Origin of the sequence: Exiguobacterium sp. R-17, from assembly GCF_049913315.1 — a bacterium.
In the GTDB taxonomy this organism is placed as follows: Bacteria; Bacillota; Bacilli; order Exiguobacteriales; family Exiguobacteriaceae; genus Exiguobacterium_A.
Map to the genome: position 1 here is coordinate 1,674,946 of NZ_CP184372.1, position 19,948 is coordinate 1,694,893.

At 46.3% G+C, this 19,948-nt stretch carries 20 protein-coding genes and 1 tRNA gene; 7 read left to right on the forward strand and 14 right to left on the reverse strand.

The window, feature by feature from the left end; all coding sequences use genetic code 11:
• Nucleotides 1-249 precede the first annotated feature (249 nt).
• From ACN9MT_RS09055 to mnhG, 7 genes are read left to right on the forward strand one after another with little or no spacing between them, the layout of a single operon-like run.
• A complete protein-coding gene (locus tag ACN9MT_RS09055; protein WP_426272102.1) occupies nt 250-2,655 on the forward strand; it encodes a Na+/H+ antiporter subunit A in 2,406 nt (801 codons plus the stop codon).
• Nucleotides 2,652-3,092, forward strand: coding sequence for a Na(+)/H(+) antiporter subunit B (locus ACN9MT_RS09060; RefSeq protein WP_023468539.1), 441 nt, complete (start codon nt 2,652-2,654; stop codon nt 3,090-3,092). The genes ACN9MT_RS09055 and ACN9MT_RS09060 overlap by 4 nt, the downstream gene beginning before the upstream one ends.
• A 1-nt stretch (nt 3,093) precedes the next feature.
• The gene (locus ACN9MT_RS09065) at nt 3,094-3,435 is read left to right on the forward strand and encodes a Na(+)/H(+) antiporter subunit C (protein WP_023468540.1); all 342 of its coding nucleotides are present in this window, start codon (nt 3,094-3,096) and stop codon (nt 3,433-3,435) included.
• Nucleotides 3,428-4,915, forward strand: coding sequence for a Na+/H+ antiporter subunit D (locus tag ACN9MT_RS09070; RefSeq protein ID WP_426272103.1), 1,488 nt, complete (start codon nt 3,428-3,430; stop codon nt 4,913-4,915). The genes ACN9MT_RS09065 and ACN9MT_RS09070 overlap by 8 nt, the downstream gene beginning before the upstream one ends.
• Nucleotides 4,916-4,918: 3 nt before the next feature.
• A complete protein-coding gene (locus ACN9MT_RS09075; protein WP_290751004.1) occupies nt 4,919-5,395 on the forward strand; it encodes a Na+/H+ antiporter subunit E in 477 nt (158 codons plus the stop codon).
• A 47-nt stretch (nt 5,396-5,442) separates the two neighbouring features.
• A complete protein-coding gene (locus tag ACN9MT_RS09080) occupies nt 5,443-5,679 on the forward strand; it encodes a Na(+)/H(+) antiporter subunit F1 (RefSeq protein WP_369792030.1) in 237 nt (78 codons plus the stop codon).
• Nucleotides 5,663-6,037 (forward strand): monovalent cation/H(+) antiporter subunit G, encoded by a 375-nt coding sequence (mnhG, locus tag ACN9MT_RS09085; protein ID WP_290751007.1) that lies wholly within the window; start codon nt 5,663-5,665, stop codon nt 6,035-6,037. The genes ACN9MT_RS09080 and mnhG overlap by 17 nt, the downstream gene beginning before the upstream one ends.
• Nucleotides 6,038-6,091: 54 nt before the next feature.
• Here mnhG and ACN9MT_RS09090 read toward each other — a convergent pair whose 3' ends face one another.
• The 14 genes from ACN9MT_RS09090 to ACN9MT_RS09155 form a co-directional block, all read right to left on the reverse strand.
• The gene (locus ACN9MT_RS09090) at nt 6,092-6,535 is read right to left on the reverse strand and encodes an Rrf2 family transcriptional regulator (RefSeq protein WP_035407421.1); all 444 of its coding nucleotides are present in this window, start codon (nt 6,533-6,535) and stop codon (nt 6,092-6,094) included.
• A 221-nt stretch (nt 6,536-6,756) separates the two neighbouring features.
• Nucleotides 6,757-7,662, reverse strand: a complete 906-nt coding sequence (locus ACN9MT_RS09095; protein ID WP_375091863.1) for a glycerophosphodiester phosphodiesterase — start codon at nt 7,660-7,662, stop codon at nt 6,757-6,759.
• Nucleotides 7,663-7,818: 156 nt separating this feature from the next.
• Nucleotides 7,819-9,075 carry a 2-oxoglutarate dehydrogenase complex dihydrolipoyllysine-residue succinyltransferase gene (gene odhB, locus ACN9MT_RS09100; protein ID WP_426272104.1) on the reverse strand — a complete coding sequence of 419 codons (1,257 nt, stop codon included), beginning with the start codon at nt 9,073-9,075 and terminating at the stop codon, nt 7,819-7,821.
• Nucleotides 9,076-9,110: 35 nt separating this feature from the next.
• Nucleotides 9,111-11,951 (reverse strand): 2-oxoglutarate dehydrogenase E1 component, encoded by a 2,841-nt coding sequence (locus tag ACN9MT_RS09105; protein ID WP_426272105.1) that lies wholly within the window; start codon nt 11,949-11,951, stop codon nt 9,111-9,113.
• A 312-nt stretch (nt 11,952-12,263) separates the two neighbouring features.
• Nucleotides 12,264-12,992: an amino acid ABC transporter ATP-binding protein gene (locus ACN9MT_RS09110; protein WP_035407405.1), complete on the reverse strand. Its 729-nt coding sequence runs from the start codon at nt 12,990-12,992 to the stop codon at nt 12,264-12,266.
• Nucleotides 12,989-13,633, reverse strand: a complete 645-nt coding sequence (locus ACN9MT_RS09115) for an amino acid ABC transporter permease (RefSeq protein ID WP_035407403.1) — start codon at nt 13,631-13,633, stop codon at nt 12,989-12,991. The genes ACN9MT_RS09110 and ACN9MT_RS09115 overlap by 4 nt, the downstream gene beginning before the upstream one ends.
• A 31-nt stretch (nt 13,634-13,664) precedes the next feature.
• The gene (locus ACN9MT_RS09120) at nt 13,665-14,432 is read right to left on the reverse strand and encodes a transporter substrate-binding domain-containing protein (RefSeq protein WP_035407400.1); all 768 of its coding nucleotides are present in this window, start codon (nt 14,430-14,432) and stop codon (nt 13,665-13,667) included.
• Nucleotides 14,433-14,634: 202 nt separating this feature from the next.
• A tRNA-Leu gene (locus tag ACN9MT_RS09125) sits at nt 14,635-14,718 on the reverse strand.
• 42 nt (nt 14,719-14,760) lie between these two features.
• Nucleotides 14,761-15,693 (reverse strand): alpha/beta hydrolase, encoded by a 933-nt coding sequence (locus tag ACN9MT_RS09130; protein ID WP_426272106.1) that lies wholly within the window; start codon nt 15,691-15,693, stop codon nt 14,761-14,763.
• Between the two features lie 21 nt (nt 15,694-15,714).
• Complete coding sequence (locus ACN9MT_RS09135; RefSeq protein ID WP_023468553.1) at nt 15,715-16,056, reverse strand: hypothetical protein; 342 nt, start codon at nt 16,054-16,056, stop codon at nt 15,715-15,717.
• A gap of 15 nt (nt 16,057-16,071) precedes the next feature.
• Nucleotides 16,072-17,082 (reverse strand): S66 family peptidase, encoded by a 1,011-nt coding sequence (locus ACN9MT_RS09140; RefSeq protein WP_426272107.1) that lies wholly within the window; start codon nt 17,080-17,082, stop codon nt 16,072-16,074.
• Nucleotides 17,083-17,268: 186 nt separating this feature from the next.
• The gene (locus ACN9MT_RS09145) at nt 17,269-17,631 is read right to left on the reverse strand and encodes a DUF779 domain-containing protein (protein WP_023468555.1); all 363 of its coding nucleotides are present in this window, start codon (nt 17,629-17,631) and stop codon (nt 17,269-17,271) included.
• Nucleotides 17,632-17,653: 22 nt separating this feature from the next.
• Nucleotides 17,654-19,174: an aldehyde dehydrogenase gene (adh, locus tag ACN9MT_RS09150; RefSeq protein WP_056062075.1), complete on the reverse strand. Its 1,521-nt coding sequence runs from the start codon at nt 19,172-19,174 to the stop codon at nt 17,654-17,656.
• Nucleotides 19,175-19,370: 196 nt separating this feature from the next.
• Entirely contained in the window at nt 19,371-19,895 is a 525-nt protein-coding gene (locus ACN9MT_RS09155; protein ID WP_023468557.1) for a TraR/DksA C4-type zinc finger protein, read from the reverse strand.
• Nucleotides 19,896-19,948: the final 53 nt, after the last annotated feature.

The window sequence follows — 19,948 nt, forward strand, 5'->3', positions numbered from 1 at the left end:
AAAAAAATTTCAACCTATTTCTGCCGTGTTCCTACATATTTAATAATCAAGAGAGAAAATGGCTCTATCCCTTATGCTTCAATGCTTCACGTCATGCAAGAAGGAAAAAAGTACGCTATACTTGATTCAGAAACATCTTCGACGAACAAAATGAATCGTGTTTTCTACTGGACAGTTCCGAGCTTCAACAGCTTGCGTTCGCGTCCCTTTTTCATTTTTGGTCGTCGATGTCACAAAGGAGGGAATTTCGTGTCCGTGATGCACGGGGCTATTCTACTGCCCATATTGATCAGTCTTTTCATTCCGCTTCTAGCGAAACGCCTTCCGAACATTCATACCGGTTGGTTTGTACTTGTCGTACCTGTACTGCTCGTTTCGTATTTCAGCCGCTTTCTCCCTGGTACGATGTCAGGTGAGACCTTTACGGCACGTATGCCGTGGATACCATCGCTCGGTATCGATTTCGTCACGTATCTTGACGGACTCGGCTTATTGTTCGCACTATTGATCACAGGAATCGGCTCACTCGTCGTTCTTTATTCGATTTTTTATTTAGATGCGAAAAAAGAATCACTCGGAACATTTTATGTCTATCTGTTGATGTTCATGACCGCCATGCTTGGGGTCGTACTGTCAGATAACATGATCGTCCTCTATCTGTTCTGGGAATTAACGTCGATTTCGTCGTTCTTATTGATCGCCTACTGGTACGAGCGGGAACGTTCTCGTTACGGCGCTCAAAAATCGATGCTGATCACCGTCTTTGGTGGATTAGCGATGCTTGGGGGAATCGCGATTCTCTCTACACTCAGTGGATCGTTAAGTATTCGTGAGACCTATGCGTCGCTTGAGTCGATTCAAGGTGAACCCTTCTTTACGGTCGCCCTTGTTTTATTCTTGCTAGCCGCCTTCACGAAATCGGCTCAATTTCCGTTCCACATCTGGTTACCAGATGCGATGGAAGCACCGACCCCTGTCAGCGCCTACTTGCACTCGGCAACGATGGTCAAGGCAGGGTTGTATCTTGTCGCTCGTTTCAGTCCGATTTTTGCGGATGAGTCGCTCTGGTTCTATCTCGTCTCATCTGTCGGAATATTCACCTTATTCTGGGGTTCACTCAATGCGGTGAAACAACATGATTTAAAGGGAATCCTTGCTTACTCGACGATTTCTCAGCTTGGATTGATCATGTCATTACTTGGACTCGGAGCAGCTGCCTTGCACGTCGACGCGTTAGATGACGGATTATATACGATTGCGACAGTCGCTGCGATCTTCCACCTGATCAACCACGCGACGTTTAAAGGCAGTCTCTTCATGATGGCGGGAATCGTCGATCACGAGACTGGTACTCGCGACATTCGGAGGCTCGGTGGTCTTGCGCAACTCATGCCGATTTCGATGACGATTGCGATGATCGGGACCCTTTCGATGGCGGGGATTCCTCCATTCAATGGTTTCTTAAGTAAAGAGATGTTCTTGACAGGTGTACTTGAAGTTTCAGGATCTGACTTGTTCCACTTATCGTCTTACGGTTGGATCATTCCTGTACTCGCCGTCGTCGGAAGTATCTTTACATTCGTCTATAGCATCTTGATCGTCCGCAGAACGTTCTTCGGTAAGCGTCAAGACGACAAGTTACCGAAAGCACCACACGAGGCACCGATTGGAATGTTGATTCCACCTCTCGTCCTCGTCTCGCTCGTCGTCATCATCGGACTCTTCCCGAATATATTATCGGATACGTTGATTCGACCGGCAGTCGAAGCAATCTTACCGCAAGTCGTTGATGCCGGTGGCAAGATTGACGTTCACATTACGATGTGGCATGGATTCAAACCAGAATTTTTCCTGACGTTACTCATCTTTACAGTCGGGTTCATCTTGTATAAGACACTGCCGCGCTGGCAATCGCTCTATAACCGGATGCCTCGTGCCATCTCCTTGAATCATCAATATGACGCTTTGTTACGCCGTGGTGAACAGACCTCGACAAAGATCCATGATACGGTCATGACCGGATACATGCGGTCGTATCTCGTTTATATCTTCGGATTCGTCGTCATCTTGATTTTGACAGCACTATACGGGTTCGACGCTTTCCGCTTCGCGGTAGATCCGATTAGCTCGATTCATGCTTATGAGATCATTCTCGCTCTCGTTCTTGTCTCAAGTGCTCTCTCGATCACTTTTGCACGATCGCGGCTGACATCGATCATCTTACTCGGTGTGACAGGTTATACGGTCGCTCTGTTCTTCGTCTTATTCCGAGCGCCAGACCTTGCTTTAACGCAACTCGTCATCGAGACAGTATCGGTCGCTCTGTTCCTGCTCGTTTTCTATCGTTTACCGGAAATCAGCCGGAAAGAAGAACGCATCCCGTTCAAGCTCGGCAATGCCTTGATTTCGGCACTCGTCGGATTGACAGTGACACTCGTCGCCCTTGCTTCTCTTAGCCAACGATCGTTTACTTCAATCGCCAAGTATTACATCGATAACGTCGCTGATCTTGCCGCTGGCGGTAATATGGTCAACGTCATTCTCGTCGACTTCCGTGGCTTCGATACGTTGTTTGAGATTGCCGTTCTCGCACTGGCTGGAATCGGTATTTACACGATGATTAAATTCAGACGAACAGGAGGGATCGATAAATGAAAAAGCAGACAAAAAAGCATACGAATGACGTCATCTTAGAGTCCGCGACTTCCTTTATCACGTTCATCATCTTCCTGTTTGCTGTCTACTTGTTCTTTGCTGGACACTATACGCCAGGTGGCGGTTTCATTGGTGGTCTTGTGACGGCGTCTGCTCTTGTCTTGATCTTACTTGCTTACGACATCAAGACGTTACGCCGGATTTTGCCATTCGACTACAAATGGATCACGGCTCTTGGCATGTTGATTGCCGTACTGACGGCTTCAGGAGCGCTTGTCTTTAACGTCCCGTTCTTCACACATGCACATGACTATTTCAACTTACCGTTATTCGGTAAGACATCACTTCATACGGCGATGTTGTTTGATCTTGGTGTTTATCTTGTCGTCGTCGGTGTGACGATGACGATTATTCAAACGATTGGGGAGAGTGATTAATATGGAAATCATCATGGCGATCGCTGCAGGCATCCTGACGATGTGTGCCATTTATCTCATTCTCTCGAAAAGCATTCTTCGCATTATCATCGGAACAGGGTTGCTCAGCCACGCTGCCCATCTGCTTGTCATGACAATGGGTGGACTAAAACGAGGCGCGGCTCCGGTTTTAAAGGACGGCGTGACTTCCTATACGGATCCACTACCGCAAGCACTCGTCTTGACCGCCATCGTCATCAGCTTTGGTGTCACTGCCTTCTTCTTGGTACTCGCTTATCGTGCCTATCAAGAACTCGGAACCGATAATATCGAAGAAATGAAAGGAACCGATTCGAATGATTAACTTACCGTTATTACCAATCATCATCCCGTTGTTGACGGGTGTCATCTTGATGTTTTTCCCGCGACACCTCAAAGGACAACGAATCGTTTCCCTCTTTTCGACGATTTTAACTGTCTGTGCTTCCATCTATCTAGTGATGACCGTCCGTTCGAATGGCATTTTAACCGTCACACTCGGTAGCTGGCCAGCACCTTTCGGGATTACGCTTGTCTCTGATATGCTATCCGCTTTACTCGTCACGACGACGAGCATTCTTGTTCTTTGTATCATCTGGTATGCCATCGTCTACTTGAGCGTTTCCTATCAACGGTACTACTATTTCATTGCCGTTCAATTCCTGCTCGTTGGTGTCAATGGTGCCTTTACGACAGGTGATATCTTTAACATGTTCGTCTTCTTCGAAGTTTTCCTGATTTCGTCTTATGTCTTGATCGTTCTCGGCGGGAAACCGGCACAGTTACGAGAATCGCTCAAGTATCTTTTGATTAACGTCATCTCGTCCGCATTATTCGTCATGACGGTTGCCTTCTTGTACGGGATCATCGGTTCACTCAGCATGGCGGACATCAGTCAGAAGATCACAGAGATTGGACAACCAGCGATTCTAAACGTCATCGCCTTGTTGTTCCTGATCGTTTTCGGATTAAAAGGCGCGATTTTCCCACTCTACTTCTGGTTACCTGGTTCTTATCAAGTACCACCGACACCTGTTCTTGCCTTGTTCGGTGCCTTGTTGACGAAGGTCGGGGTATACGGAATTTTACGGACGTATAGCTTGTTCTTCTCAAACGAGATCGGAACGATTCATCAAATCTTAAGTGTCCTTGCCCTCAGCACGATCATCATCGGTGTGATTGGCGCATTAGCGACACGGGATGCGAAACAGATCATCATTTACAACATCATCGTCGCAGTCGGGGTCATCTTGTATGGGGTTTCCCTTATGACACCGCAAGCACTAGAAGGTGCGATTTTCTACCTGCTTCACGATATGGTGATCAAGGCTGCATTGTTCCTGCTCGTCGGCATCATGGTCGGAATTGCCGGATCAACTAAACTAAAGGATATGGGTGGCATGATCAAAGCCTTTCCGGTGCTGGGTTGGACATTCTTCATTGCAGCGTTATCGCTTGCCGGCATTCCACCGCTTAGTGGGTTCATCGGGAAGTTCTTGATTGTTCGTGGCGGCATTGAAGCTGGTGAATTGGTCGGACCGATCATCGTTCTACTATCCAGTCTGCTCGTCTTGTATTCGGTCGTCCAACTGTTCATGCGTGCTTTTTGGGGGATACCCAAACCGTACTCAGGTGAGAAGCAAGCGCTCGTTTCTCGACTGCTTGCACCTGCGATTGCCTTAGTTGCGCTTAGCATCCTCTATGGCGTAGGCGCTGAGGCGATGCGTCCACTGATTCAACAAGCCGTTGAACCTCTGACGAATCCAACGCTCTATATCGATGCCGTACTCAAAGGAGGTCGTTAATTCATGGCATTTCAAGTCTTGCTCAACTTATTTCTTGCTTTCTTGTGGATGTTTCTTGCGAATAATTTCTCGGCCTCCGGTTTCGCCATCGGCTATGCATTAGGTCTGATTGCGATGTTCGCTTTCCGTCGCGGCTTTAAGGGTCGTTTTTATCTCGGACCTGTCGTCGCACTCGTCTTGTTGTTTTTCCGCTTTCTCTATGAACTTGTCGTAGCGAACATCGATGTCCTAAAAATCATTTTAAAGCCGAAGTTAGATATTCAGCCTGGTATCTTTGCCTATGAGACGGAACTCGATCAACCGTGGCAAGTCACATTGTTATCGATGCTGATTACCTTGACACCTGGAACACTTGTCGTCGATATCTCGGACGATAATAAGATACTCTATATTCATGCGCTTCATATGCCAGAAGTCGACGAAGCCGTCGCATCGATTCGCGATAGTTTTGAGAAAGCCATTCTGGAGGTGAGTCGGTGATGTTCGATATTTTAATCTATATCGCACTCGGGGGTGTCTTCCTCTCGATGCTCGGTCTATTCTACCGTGTCATTAAAGGTCCAAGTGTTGCGGATCGTGTTATCGCCTTAGATTCGATTGGTATCAGCTTGATTTCAATCGTTGGTCTTGTTTCAATCATCTTACGGACGAGCGACTACCTCGAAGTCATTCTTTTGATTGGTATCCTTGCCTTCATCGGTACGGTTGCCTTTTCAAAATATATCGAGAAAGGAGAGATCATCGAACGTGATCGCAATCAATGAATGGGTCGTCGCGGTCTTCGCCTTGCTCGGTATGGGATTTAGTCTCGTTACCGCGCTCGGTTTGATCCGCTTACCCGATGTCTATACGCGTGCGCATGCCGCATCTAAAAGTGCGACATTAGGCGTCATGTCGATTTTGATCGGCGTCATTATTTATTTCGTCACTGAAGATGGATTTTTCTCCTCTCGTGTCGTGCTTGGTATCCTATTCGTACTCATCACGGCACCGATTGGTGGACATTTAATTGCGCGTGCTGCTTACTATAGCGACGTGCCATTATGGAAATCGTCTGTCCGTGACGACCTGTCTAAGAATAAAGAACATGTGGAACCGAAGAAACGCCAAGATGACATGTGAGTATATCGACATGACAAAACCCTCGCTTCCGCTTACGGAAACGAGGGTTTTTGATTAGGAACGCTGTAAGGGTGAAGCAGCAAATAAGAGCGCCAACTCATCACGATTATCAAGCAACTCTTCTAGTGTATGCTGTTCCAGTTCTCGGATAAAGGCTCGCAATGCTCGCCCAAGCACACCTTTTAATCGACACCCAGGTTCGATGACACAATGACCGTTGCTTCCGAAGCATTCGACGATATCCATTGGTTCCATTTCACGAACGACTTTTCCGATGTTAATGTCCTTTGGATCACGAATCAAACGGAGTCCCCCTGAGCGACCTCTCGTTGATTCGACATATCCAAGTTTCGCTAACTGTTGTGTCACTTTCATTAAATGGTTGGATGAGATGCCATAATGCTGGGCAATCTGCGGCATTGGTGTGATAACATCCCGGTGCACACCGAGATACATCAACACGCGTAAACCATAATCCGTATACTGTGTAATTCTCACAATCCTCACTCCATTCCTTCCCAAAACTGCACTGTTATCGTAACATGAAACACTCTAACGACTACATAGTTTTGTCTCACTATTCATCTCATAATTCGAATTTGTCATCATGCTCTACACAGATTACGTAAGGAAGGAAATATTGGATTTAAAATACGAGATTTCATCAAAAAAAGAGCAATTCCTTATTTCGCATTCGAAACGAGGAATCACTCTTTGAATTATTTTGAAATTTTTTTGGACGATTCTTTAATGACTGCATTAAAGCGATCCGCGTAGTTCGTGAAGACACCTGTAACACCATAGTCAAGCAAGCGAACCATTTCGACTTTTTCATTTACTGTATACGGATGCAACAGCAAGCCCTGTTGACGAATTGCTTTAACATTTTCACGTGTCAATGCTTTATATGAAGGACCGACTCCAACTGCATATTTACGGATTTCCTTTAATTTCGTACTGGTTAAGGAAGACACCTCCTTTGCTTCCATCAATTGAATCAACGGGACTTTTGAATCGATGGATCTGACTTTTTGAAGACTTTCTGCACTAAACGACTGAATCAAGACTTGTCCTGATTTCACACGATCACTAGACAATCCGTTCCGTTTCAATAAATCGAGTAATTTCTTTTCCATTCCTGGGTATACTTCAGGGGACTTCGTCTCAATGTAGTAATTCGCATGTTTCCCGTACTTATTCACGACTTCTTGGAGTGTCGGGACTTTTAATCCTACATATGATTTTTTAGCGAGTGTTGGATTTGCTTCATTAAACCAACTACCCGCATCAAGTTTCTTGATTTGAGCTAATGTCTTCTCTTTGACAGCACCCGTTCCGTTCGTCGTCCGATCGACGGTTTCGTCATGCATCGCAATTAAATGACCGTCTTTTGTCATCTGTAAATCAATTTCGATGTAATCTGCTTTAAATTTCTTATGTCCCATTTCGTAAGCTGGCATCGTATGCTCCGGCGCATAACCTGAAGCTCCACGATGAGCAACGTTAATGATTCGATTTGAATCGAGTAACGATTTGCCTTTTGATTGTGCACCGACATCTTCTGTCGGAAGTCCTGTACTTAATACGGCTCCCGCTACCATCGTCAATCCGATTTGTTTCAGCATCATCTATTCCCCCTTAAAATATTCTTACAACACTTATCTTAAATTGTTTGTATGAAGATGATATAGAGAAGCTGTTAACGTCATTTCTTGATTTGATGACAAAACGATATCATTCCATAGAAAAAAGACCCGCATCTAAAACGGGTCTTTTAATGATTACGCTTCGAAAATCAATGACTCTGGATCTTCAAGAAGATCTTTAATGTGTTTCAGGAACGTAACAGCTTCTTTTCCATCCACGATCCGGTGATCGTAAGAGAGAGCAACATACATCATCGGACGATTTTCCATGCGTTCTGCATCAATGGCAATAGGGCGCAGGTTGATTGCGTGCATGCCGAGAATCGCGACTTGTGGACCGTTTAAGATCGGCGTCGACATGAGTGAACCGAACGTACCACCATTCGTGATTGTGAACGTACCACCCGTTAAGTCAGATAGACCAAGTTTATTATCACGCGCTTTGACCGCTAATTGAATGATGTCCTTTTCAATTTCAGCGAAGTTCTTTTTGTCCGCATCACGAACGACTGGAACAACGAGACCGTCTGGTGCTGAGACGGCAATGCCGATATCATAGAATTTCTTCAGGACGATTTCATCGCCTTGAATCTCAGCATTCAGGTATGGCATCTTTTTGAGTGCTGCGACTGCTGCTTTCGTAAAGAATGACATGAAGCCGAGTTTAACTTCATTTTCCTTCACGAATTTTTCTTGACGGCGTTTACGGAGCGCCATGACAGCAGACATATCGATTTCATTGAATGTCGTCAACATCGCTGCCGTTTGTTGAACTTCAACAAGGCGATTCGCAATCGTCTTCCGGCGACGTGACATCTTGATTCGCTCTTCTGGTTTCCCAGGAGCAGCCGCTTGAGCTGGTGTCGGCGCAGCAGGCTTCGTAGGAGCAGGTTTTGCTTGTTCACGTGGCGCTACTTCAAACGTCGCGACATCTTGGACACGGATCCGACCAAGTGGATCTTGCGTCGCCACTTGTGCTAAATCAATTCCTTTTTCACGAGCCAATTTACGGGCAGCAGGTGAAGCAATCGGACGATCTGCAACGGATGTACTTTCCGTCGCTGCTGCAGCCACTGGTTGTTCCGCTTTTTCTTCTGCTTTTGGTGTCTCTTTTGGAATTTCTTGTGCTGTTTCTGTTGCAGCCGGTTTTGAAGCTTCGCCACCAGCAGAGATGACAGCAATCGTTTCCCCGACGCGGACTGTATCTCCCTCAGCAGCCATTACTTCCGTTAACGTACCCGCTTCATCTGACGGTACTTCGATGTTGACCTTATCTGTCTCGAGCTCAACGATGGCTTCCCCTTTTTCCACGTGATCACCTGGTTGTTTTAACCAAGATGCCACCGTTCCTTCAGTAATTGATTCGGCAAGTTCTGGTACTTTGATTTCCATCGTATTCTCCCCCTATGACTCGTTTCTATCTTACGTTATGATGTGTGATTCGATACGTGTGATGGTGCTGATGGTGTAGAAGCCGTTACTGTGAGCGCATCATTGATGATACGTGCTTGCTCTACTTTATGACCTGCCGGGTCACCTTCTGCTGTACTTGAACGGCGACGACGACCAATGTAACGAACATTTTGAATTCCGTTCGGTGCGACTGTTTCAAGCCGTGGTTCCATAAAGGACCACGCCCCCATGTTTTTCGGTTCTTCTTGCACCCAGACCATCTCTTCGACGGATTCATAGCGCGCAATGACTTCTTGTAAGGCTTTCGCTGGGAACGGATACAGTTCCTCAACCCGGACGATTTGTAACCAGTCGAGATTCTCCTCTGATTTCGAGACCGCTTCCGCTAAATCAATTGCCATCTTACCAGAACAGAACACAAGACGTTTGACACGATCTGGTGCTTCTCCAAGTCCCGCTTGTTCAATGACACGACGGAAACTACCCTCCGTCAATTCAGAGACGTCAGATGTCGCAAGCGGATGACGCAAGAGACTCTTTGGTGTCATGACCACGAGCGGTCTAACTTCCTCTTTTCCGAGGATTGCTGCTTGTCGACGCAACAAATGGAAGTACTGCGCAGCACTCGATACGTTCGCAACTGTCCAGTTCTTCTCACCCGATAACGTCAAGAAGCGCTCTAAACGACCACTCGAGTGTTCTGGTCCTTGTCCTTCATAACCGTGCGGAAGCAACATAACGAGACCTGACGTTTGTCCCCATTTGGCTCGGCTCGCAGAAATAAACTGGTCAAAGATGACTTGGCCTGAGTTTGCGAAGTCTCCGTATTGCGCTTCCCATAAGACAAGCGTTTCTGGTGCAAAGACATTATAGCCGTATTCAAAGCCAAGAACACCCGCCTCAGAGAGTGGACTGTTATAGACCGAGAACGAAGCTGTTGCCGTTGATAAAGCATGAAGTGGCGAGAATCCTTCTCCCGTTTTCACATCATGAAGATTGATATTCCGTTGTGCAAACGTTCCCCGTTCAGAATCTTGCCCGCTTAATCGGATTGGTGTTCCATCCGAGAGAATTGAAGCGAATGCCAATGTTTCGGCGTGTCCCCAGTCAATCCCGTTCTTCGTCGAGAATGCATCTGTCCGGCGCTTCAGGACTTTCTCAAGTTTATGGAACACTTGGAAGCCATCTGGCCACTGCAACAATTCTTCATTGTATGCAGTTAATGTTTCGATCGCTACTCCTGTTTCGATCGTCGGAACGCCTTTAAAGACGACGTCCGGCATGACCCCACCATACTCTTTCTCTACATTTGGGACTTTTTCTCGAGCCGCCTTCATGTGATCATTGATTGACGTCTCAATCGATTGAATTTCCTCAGCTGTCGCATCCCCGTTCGCGACAAGCGTCTTTCCGTACAAGACACGAATCGGATCATGCTTATGGATCAAATCGTATAAGACCGGGTTTGTATTCATCGGTTCATCCATTTCGTTGTGTCCAAAACGACGATATCCGATTAAATCGATCATGACGTCTTTCTTGAATGTTGCACGGTACTCGCTCGCGAGTAGCGCAACAGCGAGACAGCTTTCAGGTTCATCGGCGTTGACGTGGAAAACTGGAATCTCATACCCTTTAGCCAGGTCACTCGAGTAACGCGTCGAACGCGAATCTGTCGGTTCCGTCGTGAAGCCGATCGTATTGTTCGCGATGATGTGAATCGTTCCGCCTGTGTTATATCCTTTGAGATTTGCTAAATTCAAGGTTTCAGCAACGATTCCTTGACCTGGGAACGCTGCATCCCCGTGAATCAGGATCGCAGCAGCGGCTGCCTGCTCTTGACGTGGTGCGCCTTTTTGGGTCCGGTCATCTTGTGCCGCACGCGTGAAGCCCTCGACGACTGGGTCGACGAACTCTAAGTGCGACGGATTGTTCGCGAGCGTCATCCGGATGTCACGTGTCTTTTGCTCGAGTTTCCGGTTTAGTCCGAGGTGATACTTCACGTCGCCCGTCCAACCGTATGTGATACCGATTGATCCTTCAGACGGTACGAGATCATGATTTGGTGCATGCTGGAACTCAGCAAAGATCATTTCATATGGTTTACCGAGTACATGAGCTAAAACATTTAATCGTCCACGGTGCGCCATTCCGATATTGATCGTCTCCGAGCCGTTCGAAATGAGGTGTCCGACGATCGTATCGAGCAATGGCACCATCGCATCGAGCCCTTCGATCGAGAATCGTTTTTGACCGACATATGTTTTGTGCAGATATTTTTCGAAAAGGTCCGTTTCAGCCAAGCGTTTGAACAATTGTTTCTTTTGCTCAGCATCAAGCGTCGCCGTCAAAGCACCTTGTTCGATTTTTTGACGGAGCCATTTCTTTTCCTCTAAGTCATCAACATGCTGGAACTCAACAGCCGCTGCTTCCGTGTATTGCGCTTTCAAGTGCTCGATGCCTTCAAATGCATCTTGAACACCCGCTGGCGGCTCAGGACAGACGAGTGAAACCGGCATTTTCCGAAGATCTGCCTCTGTCAGTCCAAACTGATTTAGTTCGAATAATCCTGTTTCTCGCGGATGGTCCTTCAGCGGATAGATATCCGCCGCAAGATGTCCTTTTGCACGAATTTGTTCCGCTAAACGATTCGCCGCAAGATATTTTTCGAAATCTCCCGTCTCGACTTGCATCGGTACTACTGGTTCCGTCACAGGTGCACCATGCTCTTCGAAATAAGTACGTGTCTCCTCATCGACGGATGTTTTGTCTTCTAAAAAACGCTCGTACAATTCAATGATGTAGCCAAGGTTTGGTCCATAAAATGCTTGTTGATCTTGCTCGTGGCCTGCCATGTACGGTTCCCCCCGTTTCTATATTTCTCCCCACACATCCAGTGGATACTCGATGTGTTTCCAGCCCTCTACCTGTTAGCGCTTTCAAAAGGAATTGCATGAATAAAACGCTGAACGTCATGAGAAGGAATGATCGTGTCATTCTTCCATGAAAGTGCCTTCGTTACTATATTACTACTCTTTTCCTGTGTGTGCATTTCGAATTCCCAAATTCTCACGCTTAAATGTATAAGTTTTTCTTATGAGCGCTTAGCCAGTTATTTATGATTCGTCAAAAAACCGGCGTATCTGCATTTAGATACGCCGGTTTAATCATAAAACTTTACTGAGGAACGATTGCGTCCGTTCATGCTGTGGAGAATCAAAGAGCGCTTGTGGCACATTCTCTTCGACGACATACCCACCATCCATAAACAACACGCGATCTCCGACTTCACGAGCAAATCCCATCTCATGGGTCACGACGACCATCGTCATCCCTTCGAGAGCAAGTTGTTTCATGACGGCAAGCACGTCCCCGACCATTTCCGGGTCAAGCGCTGACGTTGGCTCGTCAAACAACATGATTTTCGGGTTCATCGCGAGCGCTCGGGCAATTGCGACCCGTTGCTTTTGACCCCCGGATAATTCGCCTGGATAATTATTCGCTTTTTCCCGTAGCCCAACTTTATCGAGTAGTTCCAAAGCTCGCTTTTTCGCCTGGTCCTTATCCGATTTACGTACTTTGATCGGTGCGAGCGTGACGTTCTCAAGCACGGTTTTATGCGGGAAGAGATTAAAATGTTGAAAGACCATTCCGACCTCTTCCCGAACTTTGTTGATATCGACCTTCGGATTTGTGATGTCGAAATCATCGATGATGACCGTTCCACCCGTAATCTCCTCCAGTCGATTCAAACAGCGTAAAAACGTACTTTTCCCAGATCCCGACGGACCGATGACACACACAACTTCTTTTTCGGCTATCGAGACGTTAATGTCTTTTAAGACTTCGTTCGAACCGAATGATTTCTTTAGATTCTTCACTTCAATGATACTCATCGTAATGTAAACCTCCGTTCCAAGAACTTCGCCACTAATGACAAGAGATAAATGATGACGAAGTACATCAATCCGACGACAGACCAAACGATGAATGGCTCAAACGTCGTCGATTGCTGAACTTGACCTTGTTGCGTCAAATCAGCGATGCCGATGATCGATAACAACGATGTATCTTTTAAGCTGATGATCGATTGATTCGTAATTGTTGGTAACATCCGTCGGAATGCTTGCGGTAAAATGATTTGAACCATCGTTTGACGTCCTGTCATCCCGAGTGAACGTGCGGCTTCTGTTTGTCCCTTATCAATCGACTGGATACCTGCTCGAATAATTTCCGCGAAATAAGCACCAGCATTGATCGCGACCGTCAGTATCCCTGCATACATCCGGTCCATCGATAACCACTCAAGCGAGTTGAGTCCAAAGTAGATGAAGAAAAGCTGAACGATGAACGGTGTACCACGAATGACATCGATATAGATGATCGCGATTGCGTTCAAAATCTTTAACGGTGACAAACGCATCAATGCGACGACTAAGCCAATCAGAAAGCCGACGATGACCGCAATGATGAAAATATACAATGTGACTTGAAGCCCTTCCAAGAAAAATGGAAATGCGGTTTTGACCACTTCCATTGGCTATCCCACTCCCTTATCGCCTTGCGACTTATTTCAGATACGTGTCAACGATTTTATCGTATTCACCGTTTTCTTTCAGATTCGCAAGTCCTTTGTTGATTTTCTTCAGCAGATCCTTATTCTCACCTTTTAAGACAGCGATCCCGTAGTTATCACCGTTGAGACGATCACCGACAAGTTTCAATCCAAGGTTTTGTTGTTTGTTTGCATATGAGATGACCGGATAATCTTCAATCAAGGCAGCTGCGTTACCGTTCTTTACTTCTTGGAACATCGCTGGACTGTCATTGAACTGTGTAACAGTGAAGCCAAGTTTATCCGCGTTGTCCGTTGCATATTTTGCACCCGTCGTTCCCTTTTTGACGGCTACTTTTTTCCCTTTAAGATCGTTAACAGATTTAATACCATTCTCATCTTTTTTGACGACTAAAATAAGACCAGCTTTGAAATATGGGTCTGAGAATGTGACGACTTTTTTCCGTTCTGGTGTAATACTCATACCGGCAATGGCAACGTCCAATTGATTTGCTTGAAGTGCTGGAATGATACCGCTGAAATCCATTGCTTCAAATTTAATCTTGAAGTTTTGATCCTTAGCGATTGCTTTCATAAGATCGATGTCGATTCCTTTGTACGTGTCCCCGTCTTTGTACTCAAATGGTGGATACGTGACGTCGATACCAACTTTATACGTCTTTCCTTCTGAAGACCCTTCATCCTTCGAACCGATACTACATGCACCAAGTACGAGAATACAGCTCATCAAGAGCGCTAGCAAAATACTTCCTTTTTTCATGTTTGTTTCCCCTCTCCTATGTGTTAAAGATTGTCGACTCCACTTAGTACTTTCCCTGAAGAGTACCCTCTTTAAAACGTATTTTACCAGAAAAGTTCTAAAAAGATAAACATTTCTGAATTTTTATTCGATGCAACCGTTTTCTATTCATTATCAAAAAAGGAGGCAACCCCTTGATGGGATTGCCTCCTTCAATCATTTATGCCGCCGAGAGGACTTGAACCTCCACGGTGTTGCCACCACTAGATTCTGAGTCTAGCGCGTCTACCAGTTCCGCCACGACGACGTTGATTTATGATATTAATATAGCGGGTAACGAACTGAGTTGTCAATCATTTCGCAAGATGTTCCGGACGAACTTCTCAACGACGTCATCATACAATGCCGGATCCTCGAAATATGCCATCGCGTGTGCGGCATTTGGAATGACGACCAGTTCCTTTTCCGTTGGACAGGCTTCGTACAGCTCATACACCATATCTGTCGGTACGAACGTATCCGCCCCACCATGAATGAAGAGAATCGGAACCTGTGCCTTTTTGACCTGTTTCAAAGCTGATGCTTCACGGAACGTATAACCTGCCTTTAGCTTCGTCAATACGCTCGTCATCCCTAAAAACGGGAAGTGTGGTAGTCGATACATCCGCTTCATCTGATACGCAAGAACAGCATTGACGGACGTATAGGCACAATCAGAAATGATTCCTTTGATTTGTGGTGGAAGTTGTTCGCCACTCGTCATCAATACGGTCGCCCCTCCCATCGACACACCATGTAAGAACAGTTTAGCATCCTGTCCAATCCGTTCAATCAGATAGTTCGACCAACTGAGACAATCTTCCCGATCATGCCATCCGAATCCGATATAATGACCGTCACTCATTCCGTGTCCTCGATTATCTGGCATCATGACATGGAAACCGGCCTGATGGTACAGATAGGCGAATCCGGCTAAATCCGTTCCGACGCCTCCGTATCCATGCACGAGAATGACAATCCGGTCTGACGGAACAGGAGACGGGAGGAAATGTCCGCGTAACGTTAAGCCATCTTTTGCTTGAATCTCGATCCGCTCGAGCGGCTGCTCCTTGATCCATGTCTGTCCAGGTTGCATCAATCGGACCATCTCATCACTCAAATCCCGATTATTCGATAAGAACGGCTTCGGATTCGTGGCGATTGCCATCTCATAAAAATAATAACTCGCTGCTACTAATCCGGATCCGATGACTCCGATTCCAATTTTTGTTCTGCGACGCATCTGCCCCACTCCTTCTTTAAGTTATAGCTCGATCTTCAGTTGAGCAGCATGGTCATCCTCTTCATCCTGCAAGACTTGTTGACGTAATCGTTGTTCCTGTTGCTGACGCCGGTAGGCAAACTCTTGGACAAGCTCTGTACCCGTGAATCCATCTTCTACGAGTTCGCTCAATAAATCCGTTTCTGTCTCGACGACTTCCCCCGGACGTCGCATGACGAGAACATCTCCGACTTGTGCAATCAGTAATTCATCTTCTAGACGAAGTGCATCGTAAAACGGTTCCGGTAACGTCATTCGACGTGTTTCCGGGTTAATATGGACGCGTTTATAAACGCCTAATGCTTGAAACTTACGACGTGCCATTGCGTGCTCTCCTTTTTAGTTGAACGTAAGATCGATTCGTGAATCTTTTCCTTGAATACGAACCGTACCTGTCGCTCCATTGATTAACGTTAACTGTGGCGGCTGATGACCGATGTCAAGATCATATAAGACTGGTAAGCCCGTTTCATCCGCTAGATAATGATACACGTCTAGCCATGTCAGATCTTCTGTAATCCTTGCAGACGTACGGCCAAATAAAAAGCCAGCCGCATGGTCAAACCATCCTGCATACGCCATTTGTCGAAGCGTCCGATGCACCTCGGCAGAACTCGCTTCAGACACCTCGAAGTACCAGAGAATCGGTTCTCCGTTGATCTCTTCATGTTGGAAGCGCTTCACATCCCCGTACGGTGTCCCAATCAGATGGCGAATCGTCTCCAGACAACCCCCAAGTAACCGTCCGGTCACTTCTGTTCGCTCATCAAGTGCTTTCCATTCTGTCGCTTCCGTCAGCTGAAATAACGAACCTGCTGGACGTTCTTCGTCTGTCCACGCGGTTTGATAACGATCGGAAGCCCACTGTGTGACGGTTTTTCCAGATGGCGTCGCGAGCACCCGTCGCCAGGCACTTGTCGTCTCGTCCCATTCTTTACTCCGAAGCTCAACGAAGTTCGGACCATGTGCTGTCGCAATTCCCGTCTGAAGCGTCAAACTGAGCAATAACGTACTGATATCGGAATAGCCAAGCAACCATTTTGTTTGGTAAGCAGTTGGTGTCAACTCGGGTAAAAGATCAATGGCGCGTTCCCCACCAAATGGCGGGATAACAGCATCAATCGTCTCATCCGCCATCATGTGATTCAATTCTTCGGCGCGTTGTTTGACCGGTGCACTCTCAGCAAGTTGATGCGACCAAATCGTTTCACCTAAACGGACGTTCATTTGCCGTGCTTGTACCTGTTCAACTGCTCGTTCGACCCATTCCTTTTGCTGTTCACGTAATCCGGAGGAGGGCGCCGTCACTCCGATCGTGTGACCTGTCCAACCTAAAAATGGATATTTCATGGTGACCCCCTAAATGTCATAGTATGAAAAAATCTTCTCGTCAAAATATGAGTTCATTATACCGTTCTTATGCCGCATTACCAACTTTTATCCTGTTAGAACGCTGTAATACGAACAAAAACACGATTCTGTACAAGCGACCTGAATGAACAAGTCGCCTAGACAAAATCGCGTTTATATCCTTCATTAACTTGATGCTGATAGTTCAGCGTATTCCTCTTGCGTGAACGCACGGGAGCGTGTCAAAAAACGTTTCCCTTCGACACCCTCAAGAGAGAACATTCCGCCTCGACCATCCACGACATCAATGATGAGTTGGGTATGTTTCCAGTACTCATATTGATCTTCATGAATATAAAACGGGCAACCACCGATCTCTCCTAGTTTTTTATCCTGATCTCCCAGGAATAAATCGCCCTGCGCAAAACACATCGGGGAACTGCCATCGCAACAACCACCAGATTGATGAAACATCAACGGACCGTGTTTTTCTCTCAACTGGTCGATCAACTCAAGACAAGCTGCTGTCGCCTGAACACGTTCCACCATTTGCATCCACGTCCTTTCCGACTTAGAAGAAACCGAGTTTATTCGGGTTATAGCTAACAAGTAGGTTTTTCGTCCGTTGGTAATGGTTGAGCATCATCTTATGGTTCTCGCGTCCGATCCCTGACATTTTGTAACCACCAAACGCCGCGTGAGCTGGATATTGGTGATAACAGTTCGTCCAGACGCGCCCTGCTTCGATCGCACGACCAAACCGATAAGCACGGTTCATGTCACGTGTCCAGACGCCGGCACCAAGACCATATAACGTATCATTCGCAATTTCGAGTGCTTCTTCTTCCGTCTTGAATGTCGTGACCGATAGAACTGGTCCGAAAATTTCTTCCTGGAAGATGCGCATCTTATTGTGTCCTTTAAAGATCGTTGGTTGAATGTAATATCCTTCTGCGAGATCTCCTTCGAGCATGTTGCGCTCTCCACCGATGAGACACTCTGCGCCTTCCGACTTACCAATTTCAAGATACGAAAGGATTTTCTCCATCTGTTCGTTCGAAGCTTGAGCACCCATCATGACGTCGGCATCAAGAGGATTTCCGATTTTGATGGCTTTGACGCGCTCTAAAACACGTTCCATGAACGGTTCGTAAATCGATTCTTGAATCAAGGCACGCGACGGACACGTACAGACTTCCCCTTGGTTCAACGCAAACATCAATAATCCTTCGATTGCTTTATCAAAGAATGCATCGTCTGCCTGCATGATATCTTCAAAGAAAATGTTCGGTGATTTCCCACCGAGTTCGAGTGTGACCGGGATCAAGTTCTGCGAAGCATACTGCATGATCAAACGTCCTGTCGTCGTCTCACCCGTAAAGGCGATTTTGGCGATTCGTTTGCTTGAGGCGAGCGGTTTCCCTGCCTCAAGACCGAATCCATTGACGATGTTGAGCACACCTGGTGGAAGTAAATCTTCGATGATCTCAACGAGTACCATGATGCTCGCTGGTGTTTGTTCTGCTGGTTTTAAGACAACACAGTTTCCTGCTGCGAGAGCTGGTGCTAATTTCCAGACAGCCATCAGGAGCGGGAAGTTCCACGGAATGATTTGACCGACGACGCCAAGTGGCTCATGGAAGTGATACGCAACCGTATCTTGATCGAGTTCGCCGACCGAACCTTCTTGGGCACGAATGACCCCAGCGAAATAACGAAAGTGGTCGATCGCGAGCGGTAAATCGGCGTTAAGTGTCTCACGAACGGCTTTTCCGTTCTCAAGTGTTTCCGCATAAGCGAGCATCTCGAGATTTTCTTCCATTCGATTGGCGATCTTATTTAAAATATTCGAACGTTCGGTTACAGATGTTTTTCCCCATGCTTCTTTTGCCGCATGTGCTGCGTCAAGAGCGAGTTCGATATCTTCCTTTGTAGAACGAGCGACTTGGCACAACACCTTACCAGTAACAGGTGTCACATTATCAAAATATTCTCCCCCGACTGGTGCCGTCCATTTTCCATTAATGTAGTTTTCATACCGTTCCTTGTACTGTACTTTTGACCCTTGCTTGTTCGGAATGTCATAAATCATGCGTTATATCCTCCCTCAACTAAAATGGTCAAGCAGTGAGACGGATGCTTGTATGCGCTTACATTTTAATATAGGCTAAAAACAGTCCTCTCGATACCATCGTACCAAAATTATATGAAAAGTCAAAAAATTCTAGTAAATATCTATGATATTTTTCGAAAAAAAACATCTCCATTTTCGGGAGATGTTTTGCCGGTCAAGACCGTGTCGGATCGATTCCATCTTCTTGATCAGACGGTGTATCAGAACTACCAAAGTCACTCACTTTCGAGAATCCGTCCGTATCACCGTCGATGTCTTTCCCACGAGCTGTGACAGATGGATCTAGTACATCTTCTTCGCTTGGTCGCGAATTCGGATCGTTCTCGTTTTGTTCTGCTTCTTCTTTTGCATGCTCAATGCATAATAGGGTTTCTGGAATGATATCAAGGCGTTCGATTTCAATCTCTTTTCCACAGACTTTGCAAATGCCATACGTTCCGTCCTCGATCGCTTTTAAGGCGCGATCCACATCTGATAGCATATCCTCTTGCATATCCGTGATTGCTTGATCACGTTCCCGTAAGAACAATTCATCGCCAGAATCGGCAGGATGATTATCGTAACTCGACAATTCACCTTCATCGTAATCGGTATCGCGTTGTTCGATGTTTGATGTCGTCTTTTCTTTTTCCTTCAATAACCGTTGCTTGAATTCTTCCGTCTGTTGTTTAGATAACATGATTGTTCGACTCCCCTTCGTTAGAACCTCTGTTAAGAATGTAGCCTATTCGA

Coding starts and splice junctions, on each gene's coding strand:
- ACN9MT_RS09060 (WP_023468539.1), top strand. CDS start 2,652: ATGAAAAAGCAGACAAAAAAGCATACGAATGACGTCATCTTAGAGTCC.
- ACN9MT_RS09065 (WP_023468540.1), top strand. CDS start 3,094: ATGGAAATCATCATGGCGATCGCTGCAGGCATCCTGACGATGTGTGCC.
- ACN9MT_RS09070 (WP_426272103.1), top strand. CDS start 3,428: ATGATTAACTTACCGTTATTACCAATCATCATCCCGTTGTTGACGGGT.
- ACN9MT_RS09075 (WP_290751004.1), top strand. CDS start 4,919: ATGGCATTTCAAGTCTTGCTCAACTTATTTCTTGCTTTCTTGTGGATG.
- ACN9MT_RS09080 (WP_369792030.1), top strand. CDS start 5,443: ATGCTCGGTCTATTCTACCGTGTCATTAAAGGTCCAAGTGTTGCGGAT.
- ACN9MT_RS09095 (WP_375091863.1), bottom strand. CDS start 7,662: ATGCTGAAACAAATCGGATTGACGATGGTAGCGGGAGCCGTATTAAGT.
- odhB (WP_426272104.1), bottom strand. CDS start 9,075: ATGGAAATCAAAGTACCAGAACTTGCCGAATCAATTACTGAAGGAACG.
- ACN9MT_RS09105 (WP_426272105.1), bottom strand. CDS start 11,951: ATGGCAGGCCACGAGCAAGATCAACAAGCATTTTATGGACCAAACCTT.
- ACN9MT_RS09110 (WP_035407405.1), bottom strand. CDS start 12,992: ATGAGTATCATTGAAGTGAAGAATCTAAAGAAATCATTCGGTTCGAAC.
- ACN9MT_RS09115 (WP_035407403.1), bottom strand. CDS start 13,633: ATGGAAGTGGTCAAAACCGCATTTCCATTTTTCTTGGAAGGGCTTCAA.
- ACN9MT_RS09120 (WP_035407400.1), bottom strand. CDS start 14,432: ATGAAAAAAGGAAGTATTTTGCTAGCGCTCTTGATGAGCTGTATTCTC.
- ACN9MT_RS09130 (WP_426272106.1), bottom strand. CDS start 15,693: ATGCGTCGCAGAACAAAAATTGGAATCGGAGTCATCGGATCCGGATTA.
- ACN9MT_RS09135 (WP_023468553.1), bottom strand. CDS start 16,056: ATGGCACGTCGTAAGTTTCAAGCATTAGGCGTTTATAAACGCGTCCAT.
- ACN9MT_RS09140 (WP_426272107.1), bottom strand. CDS start 17,082: ATGAAATATCCATTTTTAGGTTGGACAGGTCACACGATCGGAGTGACG.
- ACN9MT_RS09145 (WP_023468555.1), bottom strand. CDS start 17,631: ATGGTGGAACGTGTTCAGGCGACAGCAGCTTGTCTTGAGTTGATCGAC.
- adh (WP_056062075.1), bottom strand. CDS start 19,174: ATGATTTATGACATTCCGAACAAGCAAGGGTCAAAAGTACAGTACAAG.
- ACN9MT_RS09155 (WP_023468557.1), bottom strand. CDS start 19,895: ATGTTATCTAAACAACAGACGGAAGAATTCAAGCAACGGTTATTGAAG.